General features: G+C 68.3%; 11 protein-coding genes. 4 read left to right on the forward strand and 7 right to left on the reverse strand.

Features of this window, described 5'->3' with window-relative positions; genetic code table 11:
• Positions 1 to 20: 20 nt before the first annotated feature.
• Genes NX784_RS15595 through NX784_RS15605 form a run of 3 tightly spaced genes read left to right on the forward strand, consistent with a single transcriptional unit; the run spans position 21 to position 1843 of the window.
• On the forward strand, positions 21 to 557 hold the full coding sequence (locus NX784_RS15595; protein ID WP_258817599.1) for an FMN-binding protein: 537 nt from the start codon (positions 21 to 23) through the stop codon (positions 555 to 557).
• Positions 554 to 1369 (forward strand): FAD:protein FMN transferase, encoded by an 816-nt coding sequence (locus NX784_RS15600; protein WP_258817600.1) that lies wholly within the window; start codon positions 554 to 556, stop codon positions 1367 to 1369. Before NX784_RS15595 ends, NX784_RS15600 begins: the two co-directional genes overlap by 4 nt.
• A gap of 6 nt (positions 1370 to 1375) precedes the next feature.
• Positions 1376 to 1843, forward strand: a complete 468-nt coding sequence (locus tag NX784_RS15605) for a DUF4405 domain-containing protein (protein ID WP_258817601.1) — start codon at positions 1376 to 1378, stop codon at positions 1841 to 1843.
• Between the two features lie 14 nt (positions 1844 to 1857).
• On the opposite strand, the gene NX784_RS15610 is transcribed toward NX784_RS15605, so the two are convergent.
• The 7 genes from NX784_RS15610 to NX784_RS15640 all read right to left on the reverse strand — a co-directional run bounded on the left by NX784_RS15610 (position 1858) and on the right by NX784_RS15640 (position 10589).
• On the reverse strand, positions 1858 to 3252 hold the full coding sequence (locus NX784_RS15610) for an alpha/beta hydrolase family protein (protein ID WP_258817602.1): 1395 nt from the start codon (positions 3250 to 3252) through the stop codon (positions 1858 to 1860).
• A gap of 93 nt (positions 3253 to 3345) precedes the next feature.
• Positions 3346 to 4731 (reverse strand): beta-barrel domain-containing protein, encoded by a 1386-nt coding sequence (locus tag NX784_RS15615; protein WP_258817603.1) that lies wholly within the window; start codon positions 4729 to 4731, stop codon positions 3346 to 3348.
• Positions 4667 to 6259: an FHA domain-containing protein gene (locus NX784_RS15620; protein WP_258817604.1), complete on the reverse strand. Its 1593-nt coding sequence runs from the start codon at positions 6257 to 6259 to the stop codon at positions 4667 to 4669. Before NX784_RS15620 ends, NX784_RS15615 begins: the two co-directional genes overlap by 65 nt.
• A gap of 21 nt (positions 6260 to 6280) precedes the next feature.
• On the reverse strand, positions 6281 to 7711 hold the full coding sequence (locus NX784_RS15625) for an efflux transporter outer membrane subunit (RefSeq protein WP_258817605.1): 1431 nt from the start codon (positions 7709 to 7711) through the stop codon (positions 6281 to 6283).
• A 21-nt stretch (positions 7712 to 7732) separates the two neighbouring features.
• Positions 7733 to 9679 carry an HD domain-containing phosphohydrolase gene (locus NX784_RS15630; protein WP_258817606.1) on the reverse strand — a complete coding sequence of 649 codons (1947 nt, stop codon included), beginning with the start codon at positions 9677 to 9679 and terminating at the stop codon, positions 7733 to 7735.
• 30 nt (positions 9680 to 9709) lie between these two features.
• Positions 9710 to 10132, reverse strand: coding sequence for a DUF4399 domain-containing protein (locus NX784_RS15635; RefSeq protein ID WP_258817607.1), 423 nt, complete (start codon positions 10130 to 10132; stop codon positions 9710 to 9712).
• Between the two features lie 31 nt (positions 10133 to 10163).
• Complete coding sequence (locus tag NX784_RS15640) at positions 10164 to 10589, reverse strand: DUF4399 domain-containing protein (protein WP_258817608.1); 426 nt, start codon at positions 10587 to 10589, stop codon at positions 10164 to 10166.
• A gap of 122 nt (positions 10590 to 10711) precedes the next feature.
• Between NX784_RS15640 and NX784_RS15645 the strand changes: the two genes are divergently transcribed.
• Complete coding sequence (locus tag NX784_RS15645; RefSeq protein WP_258817609.1) at positions 10712 to 11815, forward strand: formylglycine-generating enzyme family protein; 1104 nt, start codon at positions 10712 to 10714, stop codon at positions 11813 to 11815.
• Positions 11816 to 11818 lie beyond the last annotated feature (3 nt).

Consider the following 11818-nt stretch of genomic DNA (forward strand, 5'->3'; position numbering starts at 1 on the left):
GATCGGTATCCGGAGGTGCCATGCGTTACGTTCCCCTGACCGTCCTTGCCGCCTGCGCCGTCACCGCACCCGCCTTCGCGACGCAGTATCTTAGCCCGGAACAGGCCGAGAAGCTGATGTTCCCGGAGGCGGATGCCTTCCGCCCGCACCCGCTGGCGCTCGACACGGCGCAGATGCGCCAGGTCGAGCAGGCATCCGGGCTGCCGACGCGGTCGGCGCAGTGGCGCGTCGTCGGCGCGTACAAGGGCGACACGCTGCTCGGCTACATGGTGCTCGACGACGTGATCGGCAAGTTCGAGCTCATCTCCTACGCCGTCGGCCTCAACCCGGACGCCAGCGTGCGCCAGGTCGAGATCCTCGCCTACCGCGAAAGCCACGGCAGCGAGATCCGGCTGCCCGCATGGCGCCGGCAATTCGTCGGCAAGAGCGCGAGGAGCGGCGACCTGCGCATCGGCGCCGGCATCAACAACATCAGCGGCGCGACGCTCTCGTGCACGCACGTCACGGACGGCGTGCGCCGCATCGCCGCCGTGGCGCAGGTCGCGCTGGCCAGATGATCCGCCGCGCGCAGCCCTGGCTCGGGACCCTCGTCGAGATCACCGTCGACGATGGCGCGGGCCAGGATGCGGTCACGCAGGCGTTCGCCGAGATCGCCCGCCTGCACGCCCTGATGAGTTTTCACGATCGCGCCAGCGACATCGCGCGCATCAACCGTGCGCTGCCCGGCGACGTCGTCGACGTCGATGCGGCCACGCGGGACGTGCTGCGGCTGGCGCTGCACATCGCCGACCTGTCCGGCGGCGCGTTCGACATCGCATGCGCGCCGTGGCTCGTCGACCGTCACATCGTGCCGGCGCCGGCCGAGGTACATCCGGCGCCGCGCGCGTCGTCCACCGTGTTCGCGCTGGAAGATGATGGCCGCGTCGTCAAGCGCGACGCCGGGTGGATCGACGTGGGCGGCATCGCCAAGGGTTATATCGTCGACGCGGCCGTCGCCGTCCTGCAGCAAGCGGGCGCGATCGAGGGCTGCGTGAACGCCGGGGGCGACCTGCGCGCGTTCGGGACGGCGCCCGTGCCGGTGGCCGTGCGCTCGCCGCGTGCGCCCGGCCAGGCAGCGCGGCATATAATGCTGTGCGACGAGGCCCTGGCGACGTCGGGCAGCTATTTTTCGGCGCGCGTGCATGAAGGCGTCGTCGTCGGTGCCCTGCTCGATGCGCGCGACGGCCGGCCGCTCGTTGCCGCCGCCAGCGCGTCCGTGCGTGCTGCCCGCTGCGCCGTGGCGGATGCGCTGACCAAGGTCGTGCTGGCGACGGGAGACTGTCGCCATCCGGCGCTGGCGGCGTTCGGCGCCACCGCTTTCCTGACCTGAGATCTTATGACCCGTCTGCCCGGCCCGACCACCGGCCGCATCGCCTTCAAACTCGAACGCTGGCATCGCCGCAGCGTCTACGCGACCGGCCTGCTGCTGCTGCTGTCCGGCGCGGCCTGGCTTGTGCTGCACTATTTCCTGCGCCCCGTGACCGAGTTCGGGGAATCCGTGAACCCGCTCGAACCGTGGGCGATGAAGCTGCACGGCGCGGCCGCGATGGCCGCCCTGTTCTTCGTCGGCAGCCTGCTGCACATGCACGTGCGCCGCGCGCTGCGCGCGGGCCGGAACACCCTGACGGGCTGGGCGATGATCGTCACGTTGTCGTTCCTGACCCTGACCGGCTACGGCCTCTACTACGTGGCCGGCGAAAGCGACCGGCCGCTGTGGTCGCTGCTGCACTGGGTCGTCGGCTTTTTTGTCGCCGTGCTGTTCGTCTTTCACGTGATCGTGGGGCGGCGCAGCGTGCACGACTAAAAAGGCTGCCGGGCTTATTGCTCTCGCGAGAATGTCGCGATCTCGTGCATGGCGCCGGGTGCGATGGTTTCTTCGATCCGGGCATATTCGTCGTCTCCACCGGTGTGCGCGGTCTGAAGACCATGGTTCAACGACGGCAGCACGGCCGCCTTTACGCGGGCATTCCCTCCAGCCTTCAGCGCGTCGACGATACCCGCGATGTTGTCGTTGGCCGGCACTTGATGGTCGAGGCTGCCGCCAAGCACGAGGACAGGACAGTGGACGTCGTGCCAGTCGATACGCGGATCGGTTCTGAGTGACACGGGGAAGAAAGGCTTTGCGGCCATTTCCGGCACCAGCGTCACTTCGTCCATATGATATTTTCGGATCAGTTGCTGGTCGTCCTGCGTAAGCCGTTCGTACAAGGCCTTGAGCGCAGCAACCCGCGGAGGGCCGTCCGCAGTGGTCAGCGCTGTCTCGTTGTACTGGCGCACGTAGCGTACGATCCGCTCGATTTCCGCCGGCGTCGCACCGAGATCGTACGCGGCCTGGCGGTCCTGCAAGATGTCCAGGTCGAGTCCCGACATGCCGACGCCGCTTAACGATACGATGAAGTCGACCGCTTCCGGGTGCCGGGCCGCGACTGCCGCCGCGATCTGGGAACCTTCGCTATGGCCGACAAGACCAATTTGCCCGAATTGCTTGCGCGCCGCCAGCGCTTGCACGGCGGCGTACGCATCGTCCTGGAGGTCGGCGAGCGTGTGCCCGTAGTAGTCGCCACTCGAACGCGCGACACCCCGTTTGTCATAGCGGAGCACGGCCACGCCATGGCGCGCTAGGTAGTCGGCGAGCACATCGAACATGTGATGCCCGAACATGTCGACATGCCGCGTCTGGGGGCCGCTGCCGGCGATCAGCACGACCACGTTCGGGTGCTTGGGCGCGAATGGAACCGTGAGCGTTGCGCCCAGCACCACGTTGTCTCTACTGCGGATGGCAACGTGTTTTTCCGAATACGGGAACGGCGGGCGCGGTGTTTGAGGCCTTGCCGGCATCGGAAACCCCGGGACATGGTGGAGTTCGAGCGGCAGTGTGTTCCCTTGCCTCCATTCGCCCCGAAAATGATCGCCCGCCCACGTCAATTTCAAGCTTGCATTGTCGATGTCCAGCACGACGGCGTCGCCGGGCTCGCCGTGGATGGCCTTGACCGGGATGTCGTAGGCGCCCTGGTCAGGGGACGCGACGCTCGCCCAGGTGATGCCGTCCGCGCGGGTATAGATATCCACGCCGATTTTCAGCCTGGGTCCGTTCGGCGATTCGAGATTGCCCATCCAATGCCCCAGGTGATGAGGCAACGGATCGGCGTGTGTCACCGTGTGGAAGGCAATCGACGTCACGAGCGCGAGGGTGCGCAGCTTCGGAAAGTGCATGTGGAGATCCCGTGTGTGGTGAGGCCGCGCGCGTCATGGCGGCATGTCCCACATGCTGCTCGCCAACTATGGAGAAAGTATGGAGAGCGCGGCTCACCCGCCCACGTTGCGGAACGGATCGAGCGCGAGATCGATGAGGCGGCGTTCGCGCACGACGATTTCGGCCACGGCCGTCATCCCGTAACGCAGCGGATAGACCGTCTCTCCCACCTTGTAGTGATCCTGGTCGAGGGTCACGCGCCCTTCGTACACGGGTTGCCGGCTCTGCGGCGACGCCTTCGTCGCGGGCGAGATGAATTGCAGGGTGCCGCGGATCAGGCCGTAGCGCTGGTACGGAAAGGCGTTGAATTTCAGCTGCACGGGCTGGCCTTCGCGCAGGAAGCCGCGGTCGTGCTCGGCGATCTCGATCTTCATGATCGGCTTCGCGTTCTTCGGCGCGATGCCGCCCAGCGGCGTGTTGGCCTGGATCTTGTCGCCCGGCTGCGTCGACGTGACGTCCGTGATGACGCCGTCGACGGGCGCGACGATCAAGAGGAAGTTCTCCTTGTCGATGTTCTCGAACTTGATGCGGGCGGCGGCATCCGCGACGAGGCGCGCCGTCTGGACCTGCAGCCGCATCTTGTCTTCCGCATTGTCCATCTCGCGTTCGGCCGCTTCCAGCTGCAAGCGCAGCTTCGACAATTCCTGGCCGCTCGTCTCCAGTTCCGAGCGCGCCTGCGTCGCTTCGACGCTCTGGCGCGCACCGAGTTCGGTGATGCGCGACTGTGCCACGCGCACGGCGTTCTCGGCCGCCAGCAGCGCGTTCTTTTTCGTCTCGACCTGCAGTTGCGACACGCCGCCGCCGCCTGGTGTCGCGAACAGCCGCGCATACTTGTCCGCCTCGTCCTTGGCGGCATCTCGTGCCCGCTTGGCTTCGTCGAGGTTCGTGCGCGCTTCCTGCTGTTGCGCCGACTGGCCCTGCGCGAGGCGGCTCGTCCCTTCCGCGAGGCGCTGGCGGTGCTGGCGCTCCTCGACCTCGACCGCTTCCTTCAGCGCGGCCACGCGGTGCTCCATCAACGCCTTCTTCTCCGGGAATTCCTTCCAGTCGCGTTCCGCATCCTCGAGTTTCAGGCGCGCTTCCAGCGCGTTCTTCGCCGCCTCGATGGCGCCGCGGGCGTACAGCCGCGCGACGACGTCGCCCTTGTTCACGGGCTGGCCCTCGGCGATGTAGATGTTGCTCAGCTCGCCGTCGATGGGGGCGTACAACCGGCGCACGTCGGACGCGGGCACGAGCGCGCCGCCGGCCGTCACGAGCACGTCGGCGTGGCCGAAGAACGACCACACGAGGGCCGTGACGACGAGCGCCACCATCGCGTACACGAGCGCTTGCGTAAAACGCCACGGCACGGCGGTGAGGATGCCGATGCCTTCCGCGCTATGGTCCTCGAGGGCTTCGCTCAGCGGCGTCATGGGTTTCGGTTTCAGGGCTGGCAGCTTCATGGCTGGCCTCCTGCAATGCGAGCTTGCGGATATCGCTCAGCGCGGCGGCGTACGCGTCGCGGTACGCCGGCACGTGGGCGGACATGATCCCGAAGGCGCGCTGGAACGCGTCGCCCTGGTCTTCCCACTGCTTCTGGAACTGGCGGATGCGGGCCGCGTCCGCCGTGTCGCGCACGGGCGCCTGCGCGCCGCCGCGCGCGGCCGCGTACGCACGCACGCGCACGACCCAGTCGAGTTCGGCCAACAGCGGGACGAGGTCCGGGTTGCTGCGGCCCTGGCGGCGCATCGCGTCGACCAGCGCCGTCGCGCGGCCGAACTGTTTCTTGTCGACGGCCGCCATCCACGCCGGCAACGTCGCCTTCAACTGCGCTTCCGTGTCGAGCGCGCGCAGGCGGGCGTTGCCCGGGTCCGCATCGAGCCCGCTGGCGGCCACCGCGGCGGCGCGCGCATAGTCGCTGCGGGCGAGCAAGTCTTCCGTCCTGCTTTCGGGGCTGCCGCCGCGCAGCAGCAGCCAGCCAAGGGCGGCGATCAGCACCAGCGCGGCCGCGCCCCACCGGGCCAGGCGCCGCGCATCCGGCACGGTCTCGAGGCCCAGCCTGCGCGCGGCGCGGGCGACGAGGGTGTCATCGCGCGGTGCCTCCGGTGCCGTGTCGGCGGGCGTGTTCTCCGCCTCGTTGCCGGCCGCCTGCGCGGGCTCCACGCAGAAGATGTCGAGGAAGGAATCGGCCGCCGCGACGAACGTCGTGCGGTCGACGTCGACGCCGGGCGGGACCTGCGTGACGCCGATGCGCGTGGGCGCCGTGTCGGACGCGGGCGTTTCCCATTGCATGCTCGCGCGGTAGACGAAATGACGCCCGCCGAACGCGAGCGTATCGCCCTCGTGCAGCGGCACGGCCTGCGCCTCCAGCCGGGTGCCGCCCACGAACGTGCCGTTGGTGCTGCCCAGGTCTTCCACATACGGCTCGCCGCTTTTCAGGAACAGGTGCGCGTGGCGGCGTGACAGGTAGTTCACCTGCGCCGGTTCGCTGTTGCGGTAGCGCGCGAACGTGTCTTCGCTCTTGCTGACGAGGAAGGGGAAGTCCGTGATGACGATCGTCTGCAGTGCCGAGTCTTCCTGCTTCGGCGTCAAGGTGAGGCTCGCCAGGCGCGCGCGCGGCGGCGGGACCGCGCCGTGCCGCAGGTGTACGCGGTAGCGCAGCACCTTGCCGAAGCCGACCGTGTCGCCGTCGCGCAGCGGCGCGATCGCCGTCTTGACGGCCACGCCGTTCAGGCTCGTGCCGTTCGTGCTGCCGAGGTCGGCGAGGTACACGGCGTCGTGCTCGCAGAAGATGCGTGCGTGGCGGCGCGACAGCTCGGCCGACAGTTCGGGCGGGTAGGCATCGAACGGCGCTTCCGCGCGGCCGATCGCGAACAGGTTGTCGTGGATCTGGATCGGCGCCAGCTCGGGGTGCGACACGGGCTCGAGCACGATCCGCACGCCGGTCTCCGTCTCGGGGCGGGCGGCGGCCATCGTCACGTCGGACGCCATGGCGGCCACGCGTGCTGGGTTTCAGTTGCGCGCCACATTGCGCACGTCCACCGGGGGCCAGCCGCCGCCCAGTGCCTTGTACAAGGTGACCGTGTCGGCCAGGATCTGCTGGTGGTTCGCGAGCAGCGCCAGTTGCGCGCCCAGCAGCGAGCGCTCGGCCTCGAACACTTCCAGCTGCGAGACGACGCCTTCCTTCAGCTGCGCCTCCACCGCCGCGGCGACGACACCCAGGCGCTGCGCCTGCTCCTGCAGCTCCACGCGCTGGCGCCGGTGCGCGTCGAGGTTGACGAGGGTGTTTTCCACCTCCGCGAACGCGTCCATCACGACCTTGCGGTACTGCTGTTCCGCGACCTCGTTGTTCGCCTGGCTCGTCTTGATGTGCGCTTTCACGCCCGGGTCGAAGATCGGGAAGTTGATGCTGGGGAGCAGGCCGAACGTGAACGATTTCAACAGCGAGCCGAGCGCGAAGCTCGACGTGCCGCCGCGGCCCGTCAGGCTGATCGACGGCAGTTGCGCGAGCTTGGCCTGCCCCACGAGGTCGTACGATTCGAGCACGCGGAATTCGGCCGCCACGACGTCGGGCCGGCGCTTCAGCAGGTCGGACGGCAGGCCCTCGGGCACGACCGGGAGTTGCACGCGGTCTTGCAAGGCGCCTTTCGGCAACTGGAAATTCCCGGCGGGCACGCCCAGCAAGGTCGCCAGTGCATTGCCGGACAGCGCGCGCAGCCGGCCCAGTTCGATCAGGTCGTTGCTCAGGCGGTTGATCTCGGCGCGCTGCTGGATCACGCGCGTCTCCGGCAGCAGGCCCTGCTGCTGCATCGCTTCGTACGTGGCAAGGATCTGCTTGTTCTTGTCGAGCGTCTTTTGCTGGCGGTCGAGCTGTTCGTCGAACTGCAGGATCTGGAAGTACGTGGTCGCCACGTCCGACGCGAGCGTCAGATAGCCGGCGCGCCAGTCGGCTTCGGTGGCGTGGAATTCCGCGGTCTGCGCTTCCGCGCCTTTCGCGACCTTGCCCCACACGTCGACGTCCCAGTTCACCTGCGTACCGAGATTGAACTGCTTGCTGAATTTTTGCCCCGTGCTCTTTTCGAAGCTGGCACCCGCGCCCGCGTCGAGCGTGGGCAGCGCGCCCGCGCGTGCCTCCTCGATCTGTGCGCCGGCCATCTTCGTGCGGGCGGCGAGGATCTTGAGGTCGACGTTGTCGTGCACGGCGCGCGCGACGAGGCCGTCCAGCTCAGGGTCGCGGAAACCCTTCCACCAATCCTGCTCGATCAACACGCTTGGGGCGGTCGGCGGTGCCTGCGTGCCGGCCCAGCCCGTCTTGGCGGGCGTGTCGGGGGTCTGGTACGGTTTCATGCTGACGTCGGCGCACGCGCACAGCAGCACGGCGACGCTGCACGCCGCCAGCGCCCGTGCCGGGTGCGTGCTGTTCCAACGGAGTCGTGTGTCCATGGCTCGCCTCGTGACGTGTCGTCAGGCGCTCGGCCGCGCCTGCCATGCCTTCGATTCGACGAAGACGTTGAACAGGTTTTCATCCACGTGGCCGGCGCGACATTCCTCGGCGATCAGGTCGAGCGCCCGTTCGGCCGGGATCGCCTGCTTGTACGGGCGGTCGCGCGCCGTCAGCGCGTCGTAGATGTCGCTGATCGTGAGGATGCGCGTCTGCACACTGATCTGCGCGCCGGACAAGCCCATCGGGTAGCCCGAGCCGTCCAGCTTTTCGTGGTGCCCGTGCGCGATCGCGGGCACGCCGGCCAGTTCGCGCGTCCAGGGAATCAGGATCAGGAAGGAATACGAATCGGCCACGTGCGCTTCGATCTGGCGCCGCTCGTCCGGCGTCAGACAGCCCTTGCCGATCGAGAGCGCCGCGTATTCCTCGTCGCCGAGCAACTTGAACGCCGGGTCGTCGATGCCTTCGCACACGTGATCGTGGATCGCGTCGAGGCCGGCCGGCGGCGGTCCGTGCGAGACGGCCGGTTCGTTGGCGCGCACGATGGTGTCGAGAAAATCGTCCAGGCGCGCGCCCTCGTCGGCCAGCTGCGCCTCGATGCGGTCGCGCTCGCGGCGCAGGGCGTCCGCGTCCAGCTCGCCGCGCAGCTGGCGCTCCGTCAGGTTGCGCCACGCTTGCCGCTCGAGGCAGGCGCGGGCGTAGCGGAAGCGCTGTTCCAGCAGCCGCATGTCGGCGTGGTGGAGTTTCTTCTCCTTGCGCAGCACGTGTTCGCGCACGCCGACCTTGCCGAAGTCGTGCAGCAGCGCGGCATAGCGGATCTCGCGCAGTTGCGCTTGTGTGAACGCGTGCCGGCGCAGCGCGGGGTCGTCCGTGCGGCCCAGCGCCAGCGCCAGGTTCTCGGCATAGCCGGCTACGCGGAACGAGTGCCCGGCCGTGACGGGGTCGCGCTCCTCGATGGCTTGCACCGACGCGCACACGAAGCCGTCCAGCAAGCCCTTGATGTCGGAATACAACTGGAAATTCTTCAGTGCGACGGCCGTCTCCGCGCACACGCCGCTGAGGATTTCGAGGTCGGCGTCCTGGAACGCGTTGCGGTCGGACGAGGTGTCGACCTGGATCAGCCCGAGCACGTCGTCGCCGAGGATCAGCGGCACGCACATGACGCTGAGGATCGCCTGGGCGACGATCGACTCGTGCGCGCCGAAGTGGCGGTCGGCCAATGTATCGACGGACAGGATCGCGCGCTTGCGTCCCAGCACTTCGTCGACGATGGTGCGCGAGATGCGCATCTGCGTCGGGTCTTCCGCGGCCCCGCCGCGGCGGCGCGCGGCGACGGGCTGCGGCGGATCGCGTTCGCTCGGGCGCAGCATGATGAACGCGCGCTCGGCGGCAGGAAACAGGTCGAAAATAAAATTCATCAGCTTTTCGATCAGCGTGTCCTGGTCGGTGACAGCGCCCAGCGCGATGCCGACCTGGGCCATCGCGTGCAGCCGGTGCACCGTGTTCTCGAGCTCGTCGCGGTCGGCGTTGCGCGTGTCGACGATGGGGGCGAACTGCGTGGCGTCGACGGAGCGCGTGATCACGGCCTGCGCCGCGCCGCGCTCGGGCACGAGCAGCGAGTGGAACACGAGGCGCCCGGACGCGAGCCGCAGCTCGTCGCCTTCGGTCAGCTCGTGCCAGGTGCCGGGCGAAAGCCGCTCGCCGGACACGAACGTGCCGTTGCTCGAATGAAGGTCCTCGACGAAATAGCTGGCGCCGCGGCGCCGGATCCGCGCGTGGCGGCGGCTGACCGTCTGCTCCGGGATGCACATGTATTTGTCGGACGCGAGCGCATCCTGCGCGTTGCGGCCGAGCACGACCTCGTCATGCAGGGGGAACACGGCGGGCTTGCTGGATGCCGTCCCCATCCATTCCAGGTACGCGCGCACGGGGCCGCCGCTGGTCGGGGCGAATGATGCGTTCGGTTCCATGGCGGGGTCGCTTCCGTGCCCGGTCGGGCGTCACTTCACCGTGATCGTGATCTTCCGCGACACCACGGGCGGGCTGTGGACGATGTGCTTGTCGTCGCCCATCACGAGCTGCAGCGTGTGTTTCCCGGGCGGCAGCTCGAGCATCGTTTCCGTCTCGCCCGCGCCGAAGTGCAGGTGGTTGCGGTCGGACGGGATTTCCTGGCCGGCCGGCGGCACGTCCGCATCGATCAGCAGGTGATGGTGGCCCGTGTTCTTCGCGGCGACGCCTTTCGGCGCGACCCCCATGTTGCGCAGGCCGAACCATACGCGGAACGGCTTGCCCGCCGGGACCACGGCGCCGTCCGACGGCCAGCCGATATAACAGTACGCGTTGGACGGGGCATCGGTCGAGCCGGCCGGTGCGACGGCGACGAGGGCCGCCAGGGCGACGGCGGCGGGCAACAGGTTGCGCATGATGGTCTCCCTCGGATGGCCGGCGCGGCGGCTATTTCACCGTGACGGTGATCTTCTTCGACATGACGGGCGGGTCGTGCGGCATGTGGTCCTTGTCGCCCAGCAGCAGTTGCAACGTATGCTTGCCGGGCGGGAGTTCGACGCGCGCTTCCGTTTCGCCGGCGCCGAAATGCAGGTGGTTGCGGTCGTTCGGGATCGGTTCCGTCATCGGCGGCGGGTCGGTATCGATCAGCAGGTGGTGGTGGCCCGTGTTGGGGACCGCGGTGCCTTTCGGCGCGACGCCCATGTTGCGCAGGCCCATCCGCACCCAGAACTTCCCGCCATTGATCACGGTGCCGTCGTGGGGCCAGATGAAATACACCTGCGCGTTTTCGGGCGCCGTGCTCCGTTGCGCGGCGGCAGGACCGGCGCACAGAGCCGCCGTCAGCAGGACAGGGAATAACAAAGGAAAGCGCATGATCGATAGCTCCTGGCTAGGGCAAGCTGAGGTGCGCGTCAATACTTCTAAATCTGGCACACTCGGAGCCAGATCGCAAGGCACTTCTGTCGAATGCAGCCAAATGGGAGCGGGAGAGCATCATGTGGCAACGTCTTCTGATGGTTGGCGTGCTGGCGGGGCCGGCGTGTGTGAGCGTGGCAGCCGCGCAGGACCGCGCGCCGCGCATCGAGCTCGTCGGCGTCGTCCCCAAGAACAGCGCGGAGCAGTTCGAACTGGCGTTCTGGGAATCGATCAAGGACAGCAACCAGGCCAGTGATTACGAGGCCTACCTGAAGCAGTATCCGAAAGGCCGTTTCGCCGCGCTCGCGCAGGCACGCCTGGCCCGTCTGCGCGCGGCGCAGCCGCAGGCGACCGCACCGAAGCCGCCGCCGCCCATCGTGCATGAAGCGGCGCCGAAACCACCGCCGCCTGCGAAGACGACTGCGCCCGCGCCCGCTGCGACGACTGCGCCCGCGCACACGGTCGCGGCCGGCACCGACATCAAGGATTGCCCGGCCTGTCCGACACTCGTCTCGATTCCCGGCGGCACGTACACGATGGGGAACAATACGAGCGACCCCAGCGAGAAGCCGGCGCATGCGGTCACGGTCGGGCCGTTCGCGATCGGCCGCTACGAAGTCTCCGTGCAGGAGTGGAACGCGTGCGCGGCCGCCGGTGCATGCCAGAAGATCGCCCAGCGGCCGGACACGAGCCCGACGGCGCCCATGCGCGACGTCAGCTGGGACGACGCGCAGCAGTACGTGAAATGGCTGGCGACCTCGAGCGGCAAGCCGTACCGCCTGCCCACCGAAGCCGAGTGGGAACGCGCGGCACGCGGCGGTACGGCCACGCGCTACTGGTGGGGAGAACAAATGGCGCAGGGCAAGGCCAACTGCAAGGAATGCGGCAAGCCGTGGGCGGAGGACGCGCCCGCGAACGTCGGCACCTTCGCCGCCAATCCGTACGGTGTGTACGACACGAGCGGCGGCGTGTGGGAATGGGTCGCCGACTGCTGGCACAACAACTACAAGGGCGCGCCCGCCGACGGCCGCGCGTGGGACGAGTCCGATTGCCGCGTGCGCGTCATCCGCGGCGGGTCGTGGCGCGAAGGCGCGGCCTACATGGTCGCGTCCACCCGCTTCAAATACGACGCGAGCGTGCGCCATTCGCAGAACGGGTTCCGCGTCGCGCGCAGCCTCAAGTGATGC

This window comes from Massilia pinisoli, from assembly GCF_024753285.1.
Classification (GTDB): domain Bacteria; phylum Pseudomonadota; class Gammaproteobacteria; order Burkholderiales; family Burkholderiaceae_D; genus Telluria; species Telluria pinisoli.

Excerpts from the sequence above, each read along its gene's own strand:
- NX784_RS15610 (WP_258817602.1), bottom strand. The coding sequence starts at position 3,252 with ATGCACTTTCCGAAGCTGCGCACCCTCGCGCTCGTGACGTCGATTGCC.
- NX784_RS15630 (WP_258817606.1), bottom strand. The coding sequence starts at position 9,679 with ATGGAACCGAACGCATCATTCGCCCCGACCAGCGGCGGCCCCGTGCGC.
- NX784_RS15645 (WP_258817609.1), top strand. The coding sequence starts at position 10,712 with ATGTGGCAACGTCTTCTGATGGTTGGCGTGCTGGCGGGGCCGGCGTGT.
- NX784_RS15605 (WP_258817601.1), top strand. The coding sequence starts at position 1,376 with ATGACCCGTCTGCCCGGCCCGACCACCGGCCGCATCGCCTTCAAACTC.
- NX784_RS15625 (WP_258817605.1), bottom strand. The coding sequence starts at position 7,711 with ATGGACACACGACTCCGTTGGAACAGCACGCACCCGGCACGGGCGCTG.
- NX784_RS15615 (WP_258817603.1), bottom strand. The coding sequence starts at position 4,731 with ATGAAGCTGCCAGCCCTGAAACCGAAACCCATGACGCCGCTGAGCGAA.
- NX784_RS15635 (WP_258817607.1), bottom strand. The coding sequence starts at position 10,132 with ATGCGCAACCTGTTGCCCGCCGCCGTCGCCCTGGCGGCCCTCGTCGCC.
- NX784_RS15595 (WP_258817599.1), top strand. The coding sequence starts at position 21 with ATGCGTTACGTTCCCCTGACCGTCCTTGCCGCCTGCGCCGTCACCGCA.
- NX784_RS15600 (WP_258817600.1), top strand. The coding sequence starts at position 554 with ATGATCCGCCGCGCGCAGCCCTGGCTCGGGACCCTCGTCGAGATCACC.
- NX784_RS15640 (WP_258817608.1), bottom strand. The coding sequence starts at position 10,589 with ATGCGCTTTCCTTTGTTATTCCCTGTCCTGCTGACGGCGGCTCTGTGC.
- NX784_RS15620 (WP_258817604.1), bottom strand. The coding sequence starts at position 6,259 with ATGGCGTCCGACGTGACGATGGCCGCCGCCCGCCCCGAGACGGAGACC.